The organism is Pseudomonas sp. S36 (assembly GCF_016647875.1).
Taxonomy (GTDB): Bacteria; Pseudomonadota; Gammaproteobacteria; order Pseudomonadales; family Pseudomonadaceae; genus Aquipseudomonas; species Aquipseudomonas parafulva.
Genome location: NZ_JACVVG010000074.1, coordinates 1 through 15,913, shown reverse-complemented (window position 1 = coordinate 15,913; position 15,913 = coordinate 1). Strand labels below are relative to the sequence as shown.

The window sequence follows — 15,913 nt, the reverse complement described above, 5'->3', positions numbered from 1 at the left end:
CAGGTTGCAGGGGGCGCTGGGCGCCCCATCGCGAGCTGCGCTCGCTCCTACTTGGATCAATAATACGTCCGTGGCTTCTCGTCGGCCTTGTTCAGCACCGTCCCCAGCAAGTTCACCGTCCCCAGGTGATGCAGGCAATCTTCGATTTCCTTCTTGTTGTTCATGCCATTGGCCACCACCAGCAGCACACAGTCGAACTTCGGCATCACGGTGATGGCGTCGTCCGAACTGAGCAACGGCGGCAGGTCGAAGATGCAAATGCGCGATTCATACCGGTTGCGCAGGTCCCCGATCAAATGGTTCACCTTGGGCGAGCACAGCACTTCGGTGGACATCGGCACCGGCACGCGGGTGGGTAATACCACGAACCGGGGCAAGGTGGGGTTGACCAGGCAATCCTGCAGCGGTGCCTGATCGTTCAGAAACTCGTTGAGCGAACGCTCCATGGGCAACCCCAGCGTGCTGCCCACCTTGGGCCGACGCAGGTCGAAGTCCACCAGCAAGGCGGTCCTGGTGGTGTGGTGGGCGATGCTCATGGCCAGGTTGATCGCCAACACCGTCTTGCCCGCTTCCGGCGTGGGCGAGGTGATGGCCAACGTGCGCCAGCCGTTTTCTTCCATCGCCCTGAGCACCTGGGTGCGCAGCAGGTCGATGGGGCCGTTCATCACCGAGTTCTTGTTGTAGGCAACAATACGGTGGCGCTCCAGATGGTCTGCGCGCAACGCGACCACCTGGGTGTTCACGTAATCGAACTGCCCCGGCACCTCGGCCAGGCCAGTACCCGGTGTGGGTGTGATTGCCTGGGGTGTACCGGGGGTGACGGGGTGCACGTCATTGCCAACAGCGGGCTTGATCCTGTCCATCACTGCTTCCCTATGCAAATTTGGACGTGAATTTGAGCAGCAGGACATCCAGTGGCATGTAGAACAGGTGTATCAGCACCAACAGGATAGCCGCCAGACCCAAGGCTGCCACGATCAGACCGTTGCGCCAGCGCTTGCGCCGGGCAACGTCGGCCCGCGTATCGATGTATGGCAGGGCCACCAGCACACGCTTGCCCAACAGGTTTTCCAGGGCGCCGACGCCCCGCACCCGCTGGTTGAGCAGTTCAAGCAGCACCACCAACGCCCCACCCCCGGCAGGTGCCAGCACCAGGCCCAGTGCGGCGATTTTCTTGCGGTTGGGTTTGATCGGCTTCTCGGGCATCAGCGGCGGCTCCAGCAGCACGAAGCGCTCGGCCTTGTTTTCCTGCTCCAGGCTTTCGGTGATCTTGGCGCCCATTTCCTTGGCGCGGATTTCCTCGTACTTTTTGCGGGCGTTGTCGTGGTCGCGCATCAAGGTCACCAGCCCACGTTCAACCTGCGGAGCCTCCAGAATCTCAGCTTCGTAGCCTTCCATCTTCTTGGTCAGCTCGCGCTTCTGGTCAGCCAGCGACGTGATGCGCTCCTGGGCAGCGCTCATCTTGGCGCGCACCCGTGCAGCGTCGAGGCTCACAGTGGAAGCCACGGCAGTAGGGTTGCCGCTGGCCTCCAGGGCCTGGATCTTGCGCTTCACCGCCACCACGTCTGGGTGGGCCTCCTTGTAACGCGTCAGCAGGCGCGCGTATTCGGCTTTCAGGCTGGCAAGGTCCTGGGGCTGGTCGGCACTGGCGGGCCGGGCGGCATCACCGGTTTTGGTGGCAAGGCCGGCGTTGGCGGCCGACAGCTCCAGCTCCAGGTAACGTAGTTCTTCTTGCGCGGCCTTGTAGTCGCGGTCCACTTCACGAAACTCCAGCTCTGAGCGGGACAACATGTTCATGCGCAGGGTCTGGTGTTCGGGCAGGGCATTGGCATGCGCCTGTTTGAAGTCGGCCAGCTGGTTTTCCAGGCTGGCGAGCTCAGCGCCTAACTTGTCTGCCTCCTGGGTCAGAAACTCGGTGGTTTCATTGGCCCGCTCTGTGCGCTGCTTGAGGTTTTCGTTGAGGAACAGCGTCACCAGTTCGTCGGTGACCTGCTTGGCGACTTCGGGCTGGCGATGTTCGAAGGACACGTTGAACGCCACGGTGGCCTCGCCGCGCCCCCTCACGAACGTGGTCAGGGGCTCCACCACGATGGCATTGCGCAGTTGGTCGATCTTGTCGCCTTCACTCAGGCGCTTGTCGGCGAACAGGCCGTACTTGTCGATGATGCGCAGCAGGTTTTCCCGTGTCATTACCCGCTGGCGGATCAACTCGATGCGCTCATCGGCAAAGGTGGTGGTGTTGGTGGACACCAGCTCAGGCGAAATCTGCTGCGATTCCACCAGGATGGTGCCGGTCGACTGGTAGATCGGCGGCACCATCAACGCTACCGCTACGGTGGCAGCCAGAATGACCGCTGCACTCACCCCCAGCACCAGGGCCCGTTCCTTGATAATGGCGATGTAATCTCTGAGAGACAGCTCGTAGTCGGACTTCATGGGGCCACCTGCCATGGGTTCAGATGTCGGGGTACCTGTACGTCAACGTCAAACCAACGATCGTGGCGGTGGCATCACCCTGAAGGTCCTGCTGCCGCTCCTTGTACATCAACGATAGACGCAGGTCCCAATAGGGCGAGAACTGCCTGCTGGCCCACACGCTGTACATCTGCAAGGTGTTGGGGATCTGCCCTTTGCTGTCCTGCCAGGCGGCGTCGGCGCCCACGCGGGTCAATTCATCAAGCGCATAACTCCACACGCCTTTGACTTGGTCGAGCTGGGCAAAGCCACCTTGGGCGCTGGCTACGGTACTGCGCTCCACCGTCAGGCTGGCGTCGGTCCGCGCCCCGGTATACAGCAGCGACACACCGCCCTCCCCGCGGCGGCCGCCCTGAGGGCCAGACACCTTGTTCACGCCCAGGTGGGCATCGGCAGTGAAGTTCTCGGAGATCCGGTACTTCACACCCACCGCCGGGCTGTAGCTGTTGGAGGCCGTGGCGGTAAGGTCCTGCTCAGGCTCGTAGCGCCGCACGCCAAAACGGGTATACACATCGGTCCGCTCGCTCCAGGCATAGGTCCAGGTCGAAACGTTCGCCAGTTCGTCGTAGCCGGTCAGGCTGCTGATGTCGTAGCGAGCACGGTTGAAGGTAGTTTCGTTGCTGAGGGTGCTGCGCTCGGTGACGGCCTGGCTCCAGTTTCCGCTCAGCGTGTAGAGCTTTTGCGTACCGTCGGTAGTCACCACACCGGTATCGAGCACCGTGCCCGACAAGGTGGAGCTTTCGTTGTAACGGGCCAGTAACCCGAACTGCCCGCGCTCGGTAGTGCGCTGCCAGCCCAGGCTGATGTCCGGGTCCTCGCGGTTGTCGACCACGTTGGTGTTGGATGAGCGCAACACGTGCAGGCCCAGGCCGAATCTCAATTCGTCGCGGCCGAAGTTGCCGATCAACGTGTAGTCGGGGGCGATGAGCGTGCGGGTCACGCCTTTCTCCCCCGAGGGCAATAATAACGGGTTGCTGTCATATTCGACCGAGGTGGGGACAACTACGGTGGATTGCCAAGTTGCTGCCAGCGCGCTGCCGGTAAGCGGCAACGCCAGGAGTGCCGTTGCAATGCGAGTTGTTTTTAGAAAAGGCATTGAATGTACTTATTTAAAGGCAGGATCAAGGAACGACCAGCGTGTCGCCAGCCTGAAGTTGGAAGTTGGTCGACATGTCACGACCCGACACCAGGTCCTTGTATCGCACGGGCAGAATCCTTTGGGAAGCACCGCTGCCGCGCACTACCTTTATTTCGCTTTCATCGGCAAACTTGTCCAGCCCGCCCGACATGCTCAGGGCCTGCAACACTGCCGTGGGGCCGGCCATCTGCACAGGGCCGGGTTTGATCACCTTGCCCTGTACATACACCAAGTTGCCGGCGATGCTTTTTACCACCACGCTCACGTTCGGGTCTGGGAGGAATTTCTCGAGTTTGGTGGCGACCTGTTTTTCCACCGCTGTCACATCCAGGCCGGCAACATCGATGCGCCCGGCGAGGGGGAAGGTAATGCTGCCGTCCGGCAACACCGTGGCTTCCTGGCGCAGGCTGTCTTCCTGCCACACGGAGATCATCACCACATCGCCAGGGCTGAGCAGATACGCTGGCGCGCTTTGCGCCGCCATGCCCTGGCCCGACCACGCTACCAGCAAGCCTAAGACGGCAAATATTGAACGCACCATAAGGGTCCCTCCGGCCAGATGGCCCGACTTAGAGCACTGAAGAGAACAACACACCGACTCTCGCTCCGCTTCGCGGGCTACACCCCGCGACGGCCTGAACTTCGTCCTGAAGGCCCTTGCAACACCCTGCGTTACTTGCCCAGTAACCCTGTATTAGCCGGGGGTACTGGCAATATAGCAATGGTTGGCAAATTCACAAGCCAGGTACCCCTGCAGGCCCACCGTGAACATGCAGCCCCGGTACAGCTGTTCAAATCTTTCTTCTATTGGCCACCGCCACGAAACCCACCACGGCAAATGCAAAGAACCAGACCGCCGTTGAAACAGGAATGATACTGGTCTGATTGATATACGAATCGGCCGCCCTCGCCGCCCCGCTCAACAGCACCAACAAGAAGAGGGATTTGATAATCAGTGTCGTGCGCATACGCCCCGTCCTTTTTAACAGGCTATTCAATGAGTTATTGGCGCGATGATGCGGGATTTGCTGCGGTGTTGATCTGAGCTTATGGGCAGGGTGCTATTACGTCAATGATCCGACACCATAATATAAATCAATGGAGGTCGAGCGAATTAGTCAAAAAAACGACACCCCCTTTCGGCGGCCCATGGGCATGGGCCACCTCGCCATCAGGCGTTTGTTTAGGGGAGACCTAGGGCATCACAGGGGGCACGTATTGCAACGTGGCCCCCAACGCCCAGAGCAGAAACAGCACCAGCGGAACATGCACCAGCAACTGCACGAAGGAGAAACCGATCAGGTCACGCGCCTTAAGCCCCAGTACCCCGAGCAGCGGCAGCATGTAGAACGGGTTGATCAGGTTGGGCAGCGCTTCGGCCGCGTTGTAGATCTGTACCGCCCAGCCCAGGTGGTACTGCAGGTCATTGGCCACCAGCATCACGTAAGGCGCCTCGATGATCCACTTGCCGCCCCCGGAAGGGATAAAGAAGCCCAACACCGCCGAATACACGCCCATCAGTACCGCATAGGTGTCGTGGGTGGCGATCTGGGTGAAGAACAGCGAAATGTGGTGGGCCAAGGTCTGCTCGTCCAAGCCTTTCACCTGCGTGAGTATCGCCGCGATCGAGCCGTACAGCGGAAACTGGATCAGTACGCCCGTGGTGGTGGGTACCGCCCGCGCAACAGCGTCCAGGAAACTGCGCGGGCGCCAATGCAGCAGCGCGCCTACCATGATGAACAGCAGGTTATAGGTGTTCAGCCCGGAGATGGCGGTGATCGCCGGTTTGCTGGCGAACTCCTGGTACAGCCAGCCCGCAGCCAGCGCCACCAGCAGCAGAATCAGCAAGGGGCTGTGCTCCAGCCATTCACCCGGCCGGGTGCGCTGGGGGGCAGGCGGTGCGCTGAAGCTGGGGTCGACACCACAGTCGGCGGCGCTGCGGGCGCTGTTGGGCCCGGGCGCGGTGGCGTAGGAGATCACCAGCGATACCAGCACCAGCGCTGCCAGCATGACCCCGGACTGCCACAGGAAGATGGTTTCGGTGAACGGAATGACCCCGGTAATCGACAGGATCGACGGCGGCAGGCTGGCGGGGTTGGCCTGCAGTTGGGCCGCCGAAGATGACAGGCCGAGCGCCCACACGGCCCCCAGGCCCAGGTAGGCGGCGGCGCCTGCGGCTCGGTAGTCCATGTTCAGGTCGGTGCGCCTGGCCAGGGCACGCACCAGCAGCCCACCAAACACCAGTGACAGCCCCCAGTTGAGCAGCGACGCCAGCATCGAGATCAGTGCGACCCAGCACACCGCCGTGCGGCCATTGCGCGGGATACGTGCCAACCGGTCGATCAGGCGGGCAGCAGGGGGTGAGCTGGCGACCACATACCCGCCTATCACCACGAACGCCATCTGCATGGTGAAGGGGATCAGGCTCCAGAACCCGTCACCAAACGCCTTGGCGGTATCCAGGGGCTTGGCCCCCATGGCCAGGGCACCGATGCATACCAGCAATACCGCCAGCGCGGCGAATACCCAGGAATCGGGGAACCAGCGTTCGGCCCAGTTGGAACAGCGCAAGGCAAAGCGGGCGGAGCGGCTGTCTTGAATTTCAGCGGCCACAGTGTCGTTCCTTTTATTGGTTTTATCGGGGTGCAGCATTTTCAGCTAACAACAACCAAACCCCGCAGCAACAGGCGTGCCCGCGCATACACCGGTGCAAACACCGGATAATGCGCGGGTACGCCTGCGGCCGCGGGGCTGCAGGGTGTGGCTTAGAAGGTCATTTCCTTCACATCATCGGCCACGATCAACTTGCCGGCGGTTTTCGCCACGATCTCGTCAATGCTCACACCTGGCGCTGTCTCGCGCAGGATGAAAGCGCCGTCTTCGATCTCAAGATAGGCAAGGTCGGTGAGCACCTTGCGGATACAGCCCGCACCGGTCAGGGGCAGGCTGCACTGGGGCAGCAACTTGGACTCGCCATCTTTGGAGGCGTGGGTCATGGTGACGATGATGTTCTCGGCACCTGCCACCAGGTCCATGGCGCCGCCCATGCCTTTCACCAGCTTGCCGGGGATCATCCACGAGGCGATGTTGCCGTGCACATCCACCTCGAAGGCGCCCAGCACCGTCAGGTCTACATGGCCGCCGCGAATCATGGCGAAGGACTGCGCCGAATCGAAGATCGACGCCCCTACCCTGGCGGTGACGGTTTGTTTGCCAGCGTTGATCATGTCGGCATCGAGCGTGCTCTCGGTGGGGAATTCGCCCATGCCCAGCAGGCCGTTCTCCGACTGCAGCATCACATCCATGTCTGCCGGTACGTAGTTGGCGACCAGGGTGGGGATGCCGATGCCCAGGTTTACGTAGTACCCATCTTTCAGTTCACGGGCGACGCGTTGCGCCATTTGTTCGCGGGTCAGTGCCATGGTCAGGATCTCTTTGTTGTTCTGGAAGGTGGCACTCAGGCCTTGACGGTGCGCTTTTCGATACGTTTTTCGAAGGTGCCGACAATGACCCGGTCCACGTAAATGCCTGGGGTATGGATTTCGCTGGGCAGCAGCACGCCAGGCTCGACGATCTCTTCCACTTCCACCACGGTGACCTTGCCAGCGGTGGCCGCCAGCGGGTTGAAGTTTTGCGCGGTGTTGCGGTACACCACGTTGCCGTAGTGATCGGCCTTCCAGCCCTTGACGATGGCGAAGTCACCGGTGATGGACGCTTCCAGGATGTACTTGCGGCCGTTGAATTCGCGCACCTCCTTACCTTCGGCAACCGGGGTGCCGTAGCCGGTGGCGGTGAAGAATGCAGGGATGCCAGCGCCGCCGGCGCGCATCTTCTCGGCAAGGGTGCCCTGGGGGGTCAGCTCCACCTCCAGCTCGCCGCTGAGCAGCTGGCGTTCGAACTCGGCGTTTTCACCCACATAAGAGGCAATCATCTTGCGAATCTGATGCCCCTCGAGCAATACACCCAGGCCGAAGCCATCCACACCGCAGTTGTTGGAAACCACGGTCAGGCCCTTGACGCCGCGGCGCTTGATTTCCTGGATGAGGTTTTCGGGAATACCGCACAGGCCAAACCCACCGGCCAGTACCGTCATGTCATCGGTCAGGCCTTCGAGGGCCTGTTCGTAAGTTGCAACGCGCTTGTCCAGTCCGGCCATGCTGATCCGCCTTTTGTAGTTGTAGAACCGACGAGGCTGTCGGTGAGCGTGTGTACACATCTTCACCGCAAGCAACTGATTTGTTAATTTTGTTTTCGTCATCGATTGATAACGTTTGCAAATCAAAGCATAGGCGAGCCCCATGAATGTCAAACAGCTGCGTGCCTTCGTCACCGTGGCCAAGTTCCAGAGTTTCGCCCAGGCCGGGGAACACCTGCACATTTCACAACCGGCGCTGAGCCTGACCATCAAAGCCCTGGAAGAAAACCTGGGGGGCGCCCTGCTCACCCGCACCACGCGCAGCGTCAGCCTTACGGCCGAAGGCGAGGTGCTGCTGCCGCTGGCCCGGCGCCTTCTGGCCGACTGGGATGACACCGAAGAAATGCTCCGCCAGCGTTTCACCCTGCAACTGGGCCGGGTGTCCGTTGCGGCCATGCCCTCCTTTGCCGGCAACCTGCTGCCCCACTCCTTGAAGGTATTCCGCCAGCGTTACCCGAAAGTGAACGTGACCGTGCACGACGTGATCAACGAGCAGGTACAGGAACTGGTGCGCCATCGCCGCGTCGAACTGGGCATTGGCTTTGAACCCGACAATGTCGATGGGCTGCATTTCCACCCGCTGTACATGGACCGCTTCGTGGCGGTGGTGCCCGCCGAATCGCCGTTGGCCCGTTTGGCCCAGGTCAGTTGGGCGCAACTGATGGCGGAAGATTTCGTCGCCCTGCAACGCCCGTCGGCGGTACGGTTGCTGATGGAGCAGAACGTGGCGGCGCAGCATGGCCGGTTGGCGGTGGCGTTCGAAAGCCACCAACTGTCTACCGTAGGGCGGATGGTGGCCAGCGGCCTGGGGGTGAGTGCGGTGCCGGCGCTGTGCATCAACCAGATGCAGGAGCTGGGCGCCTGTTGTGTGCCATTGGTGCAGCCCACGGTCGAGCGACGTATCGGCGTGATCGCCCTGAGCGAACACAAATTGTCTACCGCAGCGCAGGCGCTGCTCGAGGTGCTGCTTTCCACTACCCGAATACCGGAGGTGACATGCGTAACGTGACACTGGCAGGCCAACAGGTGCCCTGCATTGGCCAAGGCACTTGGTACATGGGGGAAGACCCGGCGCAGAAAACTGCAGAAGTGCGGGCCTTGCAACAAGGCATCGACTTGGGCATGACCCTGATCGATACCGCTGAAATGTATGCCGAGGGCGGGGCCGAGCAGGTGGTCGGGCAGGCGCTGGTCGGCCGGCGCGACCAAGTGTTTCTGGTCAGCAAGGTGTACCCGCACAACGCCAGCAGGCGCGGCATGGCGGCAGCGTGCGAGCGCAGCCTGGCGCGGCTGGGCACTGACTGCATCGACCTGTACCTGCTGCACTGGGCAGGCCAGCACCCGCTGGAAGAAACGGTCGAAGCCTTCGAGCGCCTGCGCGAGCAAGGCAAGATCCGCCGTTGGGGCGTGTCCAACTTCGATGTGAATGACCTTCAGGAACTGCACGGCACTGGCTGCGCCACTGATCAGGTGCTGTACAACCCGGCGCAGCGTGGCATCGAGTTCGACCTGCTGCCATGGTGTGCACAGCATGCCATGCCGATCATGGCCTACTGCCCCTTGGCCCAGGCCGGGCAATTGTTGCAGCACCCGGTACTGCGCCAGGTCGCTGAACGGCACGGTGCCACACCCGCACAGGTGTGCCTGGCCTGGGTAACGCGGCACAACACGGTTGTGGCCATCCCCAAGGCGGTTGCGCCAGAGCACGTAAGGCTCAATGCCGGTGCCGGGCAACTGGCCCTGACCCAAGAGGATCTACAGGCGATTGACCAGGCCTTCCCGGGCCCGGTACGCAAACAGCGCCTGGCGATGGTGTAAACCCGCGTTGGCGGGCGGCCTGCAGTGGCGGTCAGTGGAAGTCGCGGCTGCGCACATCCAGGCCCTCCAGCAACTGGCTGACATCCTCTAGCCGCCGGGCGACCAGGTGCCGCACGCCATTTTCCTGCTCCAGCCGCCCGCTCACCTTGAGCAGCTGCGAGCCCACCAGGGCCCGCCGCTGCCGTTCGGCCAGGTCGCGCCATACCACCACATTGACCATGCCGTGTTCATCTTCCAGTGTGACGAATGTGACGCCGCTGGCGGTTTGCGGGCGCTGCCGTCCCACCACCAGCCCCGCCATGGCAATGGCATCACCGTGCTCCACACCCGCCAGCTCACCGGAGCTGCGGCAGCCCAGTGCGCGCAGCCGTGAACGCAGCAGCGTCAGCGGGTGCGGGCCCAGGGTGGTGCCGAGGGCCTGGTAGTCTGCCACCAGGTCTTCGCCCACCGTTGGCGCGGGCAGCTCTACCCGCGCTTCCGGTACTGCTTGCACGTTCGCGAACAGGGGTAGCTGCGCCTGCACGGCGGCCACTTCCCAACGGGCCTGGTGCCGGTGGCGCGCCAGCGAGCGCAAGGCACCGGCGTCAGCCAGGTGCGCACGGGCGCGGCTGCCCAGTGCAGCGCGCAGGCACAGGTCCTCTACATCGCGCCAAGGTTGTTGTGCCCTCGCCTGCTCCAGCCTCAACGCATCGTCCTCGGCCAGGCCACGGACCAGACGCAACCCCATGCGGATGGCCAACACGCCCTGCGGGCAAGGCTCAAGGCTGCAATCCCAGTGGCTGTGGCACACATCCACCGGGCGCACGTCGATCCCCTGGCGACGGGCCTCCTGCAGCAACTGGTCGGGGCTGTAGAAGCCCATGGGCCAGCTGTTGACCAGCGCACAGGTGAAAATGGCCGGCTCGTGGCACTTCAGCCAACTGCTGGCGTAACACAGCAGGGCGAAACTGGCGGCGTGGGATTCGGGGAAGCCGTAGCTGCCAAAGCCCTTGATCTGCTCGAAGATGCGTTCGGCAAAGGCCACCTCGTAACCGTTGCGCAACATGCCCTGCAGCAGGCGTTCACGGTGCGGTTCTAGACCCCCATGGCGCTTCCAGGCGGCCATGCTGCGGCGTAACTGGTCTGCTTCGCCGGGGCTGTAGTCGGCGGCAACCATGGCCAGCTCCATCACCTGCTCCTGGAACAACGGCACACCCAGGGTTCGTTCGAACACTTCCTTCAACTTGGGCGATGGGTAGGTGACAGGCTCCTGTTGCAGCCTGCGGCGCAGGTAGGGGTGCACCATGTCGCCCTGGATCGGGCCGGGGCGCACGATGGCCACTTCGATGACCAGGTCGTAGAACGTCTGTGGCCTCAGCCGCGGCAGCATCGCCATTTGCGCACGCGACTCGATCTGGAACACGCCCATGGTCTCCGCCCGGCTGATCATGGCGTAGGTGGCTGGGTCTTCCGGGGGGATGGTGGCCAGTGTAAGCGTGCGGCCCCTGTGCTGGTACAGCAGGTCGAAGCACCGGCGCAGGGCACTGAGCATGCCCAGGGCCAGCACGTCGACCTTGAGCAGGCCGACCATGTCCAGGTCGTCCTTGTCCCACTGGATCACCGTGCGCTCGGCCATGGCTGCGTTCTCCACGGGCACCAGCTGGTGCAGTGGCTGTTGGGAGATCACGAAGCCGCCGGGGTGCTGCGACAGGTGGCGAGGGAAGCCGATCAGCTCGCCGGCCAGTACCAGTACCCGGCGCAGCGAAGGGCTGGCGGCATCGAAACCCGCCTCCGCCAGGCGTTGCGGGTCCGGGATGCGGTCGGTCCAGCGCCCACAACACTTGGCCAGGGCATCCACTTGGTCGGCGGGCAACCCCAGCACCCGCGCCACATCCCGCACGGCACCGGCTGCATGATAGGTATTGACCACCGCCGTCAACGCCGCGCGGTGCCTGCCGTAGCGACGGAACACGTATTGGATCACTTCCTCGCGGCGGTCGTGCTCGAAATCCACATCGATGTCGGGCGGCTCGTTGCGCTCGCGGGACAGGAACCGCTCGAACAGCAGGCGGTGTTCCATCGGGTCCAGCTCGGTGATGCCCAGTACGAAACACACCACCGAGTTGGCCGCCGAACCCCGGCCCTGGCAGAGGATGTGCTGGCTGCGGGCAAAGGCGACGATGTCGTGCACCGTAAGAAAGTAGCTTTCGTAGCCCAGTTCTTCGATCAGGCCCAGCTCCCGCTCCAGCACGGCCCGCACCTTGGCGGTCGGCCCCGTGGGCCAGCGCAACGGCAAGCCCTGCTCGCACAGGTGACGCAACCAGCTCGCCGGCGTATGGCCGCCTGGCACCAGTTCCTGGGGGTAGGTGTAGTGCAGTTCGCTCAAGTCAAAGTGGCAGCATTGCGCAATAGCCACGGTATGAGCGAGCAGATCGGCCGGATAGAGTTCAGCGAGCTGCTCTTGAGCACGCAAATGCCGTTCGCCGTTGGCGAACAGGAACCGCCCCGCTTCGGCAACGGTGCAGTGCTGCCGAATGGCCGTCATGCAGTCCTGCAACGCGCGCCGACCGCGTATGTGCATGTGCACATCACCGCAGGCAACCGCAGCGATGCCCAGCGTGCGCGCCAGGCCTAGCAGGCGCTGCAGCCGCTGGGCATCGTCGTGGTCGCGGTGCATGTGCACGGCCAGCCACAGGCGCTGATCAAACAAACCCTGGAGCCACTGCCCGGTGGCTGCGTCGCTGGTTCCATCAGGCACCCACAAGGCAAGCAGGCCGTAGGCGTGCGCCTGCAGGTCATCACGCAACAGCTGGTACTGGCCTTTGGCGGCTCGCCGCCGCGCGTGTGTAATGAGGGCACACAGGTTCTGGTAGCCGGCCAGGTCCTGCACCAGCAACACCAGCTTGGGGCCGTCGTGCACCTGCACTTCACTCCCCACGATCAGCCGCAACTGATGCTGTTTGGCCGCCTGCCAGGCACGCACGATGCCCGCCAGCGTGCACTCATCGGTGATGGCCAGCGCCTCGTAACCTAGCTCACGTGCTCGCCTGAACAGCTCATCAGCACTGGAAGCCCCACGCTGGAAGCTGAAGTTGCTCAGGCAGTGCAGTTCGGCATACCCCGTCATGCTCATGCAAACCAGCCTTGCAGCCACAACGGGCCACCCTGACTGAGGTCACGGTAGGCCCAGCCGCGCAAGCCTTCACGGGTTTCTATGCGGTAATAGTCGCGGCGCACGTCACCCCCATCCCACCAGCCGGACTCTATGCGCTCGGCCTGCCCCTGCACCTGATACGCCAGGCCATCGAGCAACGTGGGCGTGGCCAGCAGCCAGCCCGGGCGACTGCCCGGTGCGACCGGCATGTTGCCCAGGGCCCCCTGCTCGACCGCCTGCCAGGCATGCTCGGGCCGGTGATCGGCGGCGGCAAGCAGCCCCTTGACGGCTTCATCGCCAAGGCGTGCACGCAGGCGCTCGCGCAGTTGCTCCCAAGGTTGTAGCTGCTGGGCACGGGGGTCGAACAAGGCCTGGTGCTGAGGCACAAATGGGGGTAGGTCGTCTGCCACCAGGCGCAGGTTACGCACCGGGGCCGGCAGGCGCAGTGGCTCCAGGCGACCACGGGCCAGCTCCAGGAGCATGCCGGCGTCACGCTCGGCGGCCAGCAGGCCGACGTCGAGCTCGGTATCGGCGCCCTGGGCATGCTCCAGGTACACGCGAAAACGTTGCACACCGCAGTCACGCCCCGCCAAGAAGGCGGCCAGGTCATTGAGCATGCGCCGCAGGGGGAACAGCAGCGCCTGGTGTGACGCCACGTCGAAATTCAGCTCAAGCCGGGTTTCGAAGCGGTCTGGGGGCTGATAAAAGTCCAGCCCCAGGCTGCGCAGGCCCAGTAACTGGTCAAGGTGCAGTTGCACCTGGGCAGGAAAGCGCCTGGCCAGGGTACTACGGGGTAGCGCCAACACCTGGCCCAGCTGCTTCAGGCCCATGCGGGCGAACGCTTCGGCGGCGTCGGCTGGCAGCCCAACCCGCTGCACCGGCATGCTCAACAGCGCCATGCGCGTGGCGTCTGCGTCGCTGACCGCCAGGCCATCGTGAGCATTGGCCAGTATGCGCGCGGCCACCGGGTTGCTGGCCAGCACGATGCGCTGACGCAGGCCCAGCTCGGCCAGTTCCTCGCGCAAGCGTGCCTGAAACGCGGGCCAGGGGCCGAACAGCTTAAGGCTCGACCCCACCTCCAGCAGCAGTGCCCGGGGGTAATGCAGGCTGACCTGGGCGCTGAACCGATAGGCCCAGGCAGCCAGCAACTGCTGCAGGGCATCAATGCGTTTGGCATCCACCTCGAGGCAGGTGAAGGCCTCAGCCAAGGCCCGTGCCGCCGTCAGGGTTTGCCCAGCCCGCAGGCCTAGTGAAGCCGCTGCCGGGTTTACCGATTGCAATACCCGCCTTTGGGCGGGGCCGCCCAGCAGCACCAACGGCGTGTCAGGGTCGTCGCGCTCGCGCAGGATGCTGTCCAGCGCCAATTGCGGGAACACGATGCAGGCCCAAAGCATGCTGCATCACCCCTGCCCGGGGCAGGCGATGGGCATGGCAGGCGGCATGCCCCCCCGGCTTTTGATCACCCGCCATTGCGCTGGCCGTGTGTCGATGGCGATGCGCAAGGCCGCGGGCGAAGCATTCAGCTGCGCCTGGTGCGGCCGGCAGGCAAACGCCAGTGCCTGGCCGGTTTCGGCCGCCACCTGCAGGCGCCGCAAGGCCCGATCATCAGCCCGCTCTGGCCAGCACACCACCGCCGCGCAGCTGCCTGAGCGCAGGCATTGTTCGGCCGCCCACAGGGTGTCTGCCTGCTCGGCATCTACCTGTACCAGCCAGCGCAAATCAATGCCGGCCGCCTGCCAGGCCGGCGCAAACGGGATGAACGGCGGTGCCACCAACACCACACGCCCGCCTTCGGCGGTGAGCCGTGCCATGGCGGGCCACATCAACTGCAATTCACCACAGCCGGGGCTGGCCAACAGCAGCTCGGTAAGGGCCGCAGCCGGCCAGCCGCCTTCCGGTAGACGTTCGTCCAGCCGGGCATGCCCGGTTGGCTGCAATGCCTTGGGTTGTACCTGTGCCTGGCGCCCACGCCATACCCGACGCTGGTCGAGCAGCCGGTCCAGATCGACGACAGCGCCCATCAGTCGCGCCTCAGCAGGCCGCAGAAGATGCCTTCGATGAAGAACTCCTGGCCAGGCTGCACGTCGATTGGCGCATAGGCGGGGTTGCGGGGCAGTAGGCGATAGCCCTCACCCAGGCGCTGCAGGCGCTTGATGGTGACCTCGCCGTCCAGCCGGGCGACCACGATCTGCCCGTCGCGAGCGTCACCCTGCTGGCGAATGCCAACCAGGTCGCCGTCAAAAATCCCGTCGCCGATCATCGAGTCGCCCCGCACCTTGAGCAGGTAGTCGGGCGTGCGCCGGAACAGGCTCGGGTCCAGCAGCAACTGCTCGTGGATGCCAAGGTCCGGGCCAATGGGCGCACCCGCAGCCACCTGGCCCAATACCGGCAGCTCGAGGATTTCCGGGCGGCGTGCCGGCTGCGCCAGGCGGATGCCCCGGGCCTGGTTGGGGGTGACGTCGATGTAACCGGCCTGGCACAGGGCGGTTATGTGCTTGCGCGCGACACTGCGCGAGGCAAAACCGAAGTGCACGGCAATGTCCGCCAGGCTCGGCGGCTGGCCTTGTTCGGTGATGCGCGCCCGAATGAATTCGAAAATAGCGCGGCGTTTGGGGGTGAGATTGTCCATGGAGCACATTTGTACTCTTTTCGTAGCACACTGAACAGCCCCCTTCGTCGTCAGGTTTGGTTATGATCCTGAAGCTCATGCGTTCACCACTGGATTGCCCATGCTCACCGCCCTGCTGTTCGACCTCGACGGAACCCTGACCGACACCGACACCTTGCACTTGCAGGCTTTTCGCCAGTTGCTGAACGAGCACGATGGCCGCGAACTCACCCAGGCCCAGTTCGATGCCCAGGTCAGTGGCCGCGCCAACGGCCAGTTGTTCGCCGAATTGTTTGCCGGTGCCAGCCCTGAGCAATGCAAAGCGCTGGCCGACCGCAAGGAGGCCCTGTTCCGCAGCCTTTCGCCGGCGTTGCAACCGCTGCCCGGCTTGCTGCGCCTGCTGGATTACGCCAACACGTCAGGCATGGGCATCTGCGTGGTCACCAACGCACCCCGCCTGAATGCGCAGCACATGCTGGGGGCCATGGGCCTGGCCGAGCGGTTCGAGCACGTGGTGGTGGCAGACGAACTGGCCCGCCCCAAACC

Annotated in this window: 15 protein-coding genes; 3 read left to right on the top strand and 12 right to left on the bottom strand. The window is 63.6% G+C overall.

Annotation, left to right across the window (positions count from 1 at the left end; all coding sequences use genetic code 11):
• Nucleotides 1-56: 56 nt before the first annotated feature.
• The 8 genes from IAE36_RS22880 to IAE36_RS22845 form a co-directional block, all read right to left on the bottom strand.
• Nucleotides 57-863, bottom strand: a complete 807-nt coding sequence (locus tag IAE36_RS22880) for a CpsD/CapB family tyrosine-protein kinase (protein ID WP_028634083.1) — start codon at nucleotides 861-863, stop codon at nucleotides 57-59.
• Between the two features lie 10 nt (nucleotides 864-873).
• The gene (locus IAE36_RS22875) at nucleotides 874-2,436 is read right to left on the bottom strand and encodes a GumC family protein (protein ID WP_201214907.1); all 1,563 of its coding nucleotides are present in this window, start codon (nucleotides 2,434-2,436) and stop codon (nucleotides 874-876) included.
• A 19-nt stretch (nucleotides 2,437-2,455) separates the two neighbouring features.
• Nucleotides 2,456-3,571 (bottom strand): hypothetical protein, encoded by a 1,116-nt coding sequence (locus IAE36_RS22870; protein WP_201214906.1) that lies wholly within the window; start codon nucleotides 3,569-3,571, stop codon nucleotides 2,456-2,458.
• Nucleotides 3,572-3,596: 25 nt separating this feature from the next.
• A complete protein-coding gene (locus IAE36_RS22865; protein ID WP_201214905.1) occupies nucleotides 3,597-4,154 on the bottom strand; it encodes a polysaccharide biosynthesis/export family protein in 558 nt (185 codons plus the stop codon).
• A gap of 250 nt (nucleotides 4,155-4,404) precedes the next feature.
• Entirely contained in the window at nucleotides 4,405-4,581 is a 177-nt protein-coding gene (eppA, locus tag IAE36_RS22860; protein ID WP_169338815.1) for an EPS-associated small membrane protein EppA, read from the bottom strand.
• Nucleotides 4,582-4,807: 226 nt separating this feature from the next.
• On the bottom strand, nucleotides 4,808-6,265 hold the full coding sequence (locus tag IAE36_RS22855) for a short-chain fatty acid transporter (RefSeq protein ID WP_201214904.1): 1,458 nt from the start codon (nucleotides 6,263-6,265) through the stop codon (nucleotides 4,808-4,810).
• A 113-nt stretch (nucleotides 6,266-6,378) separates the two neighbouring features.
• Entirely contained in the window at nucleotides 6,379-7,035 is a 657-nt protein-coding gene (locus IAE36_RS22850; protein ID WP_201214903.1) for a CoA transferase subunit B, read from the bottom strand.
• Nucleotides 7,036-7,070: 35 nt separating this feature from the next.
• A complete protein-coding gene (locus IAE36_RS22845) occupies nucleotides 7,071-7,769 on the bottom strand; it encodes a CoA transferase subunit A (protein ID WP_028634090.1) in 699 nt (232 codons plus the stop codon).
• Nucleotides 7,770-7,911: 142 nt separating this feature from the next.
• On the opposite strand from IAE36_RS22845, the gene IAE36_RS22840 reads away from it, so the two are divergent.
• Nucleotides 7,912-8,817 carry a LysR family transcriptional regulator gene (locus IAE36_RS22840; protein WP_201214902.1) on the top strand — a complete coding sequence of 302 codons (906 nt, stop codon included), beginning with the start codon at nucleotides 7,912-7,914 and terminating at the stop codon, nucleotides 8,815-8,817.
• Nucleotides 8,805-9,626, top strand: coding sequence for an aldo/keto reductase (locus IAE36_RS22835; RefSeq protein ID WP_201214901.1), 822 nt, complete (start codon nucleotides 8,805-8,807; stop codon nucleotides 9,624-9,626). Before IAE36_RS22840 ends, IAE36_RS22835 begins: the two co-directional genes overlap by 13 nt.
• Before the next feature lie 31 nt (nucleotides 9,627-9,657).
• Here IAE36_RS22835 and IAE36_RS22830 read toward each other — a convergent pair whose 3' ends face one another.
• From IAE36_RS22830 to lexA, 4 genes are read right to left on the bottom strand one after another with little or no spacing between them, the layout of a single operon-like run.
• The gene (locus tag IAE36_RS22830) at nucleotides 9,658-12,738 is read right to left on the bottom strand and encodes an error-prone DNA polymerase (protein WP_201214900.1); all 3,081 of its coding nucleotides are present in this window, start codon (nucleotides 12,736-12,738) and stop codon (nucleotides 9,658-9,660) included.
• On the bottom strand, nucleotides 12,735-14,153 hold the full coding sequence (locus IAE36_RS22825) for a Y-family DNA polymerase (protein ID WP_201214899.1): 1,419 nt from the start codon (nucleotides 14,151-14,153) through the stop codon (nucleotides 12,735-12,737). Before IAE36_RS22825 ends, IAE36_RS22830 begins: the two co-directional genes overlap by 4 nt.
• 6 nt (nucleotides 14,154-14,159) lie before the next feature.
• Complete coding sequence (gene imuA, locus IAE36_RS22820) at nucleotides 14,160-14,780, bottom strand: translesion DNA synthesis-associated protein ImuA (protein WP_201163465.1); 621 nt, start codon at nucleotides 14,778-14,780, stop codon at nucleotides 14,160-14,162.
• Entirely contained in the window at nucleotides 14,780-15,397 is a 618-nt protein-coding gene (gene lexA, locus IAE36_RS22815) for a transcriptional repressor LexA (RefSeq protein WP_201214898.1), read from the bottom strand. Before lexA ends, imuA begins: the two co-directional genes overlap by 1 nt.
• Nucleotides 15,398-15,488: 91 nt before the next feature.
• Between lexA and IAE36_RS22810 the strand changes: the two genes are divergently transcribed.
• Nucleotides 15,489-15,913: HAD family hydrolase (locus IAE36_RS22810; protein ID WP_201214897.1), on the top strand; the 425-nt coding region annotated here is incomplete at its 3' end.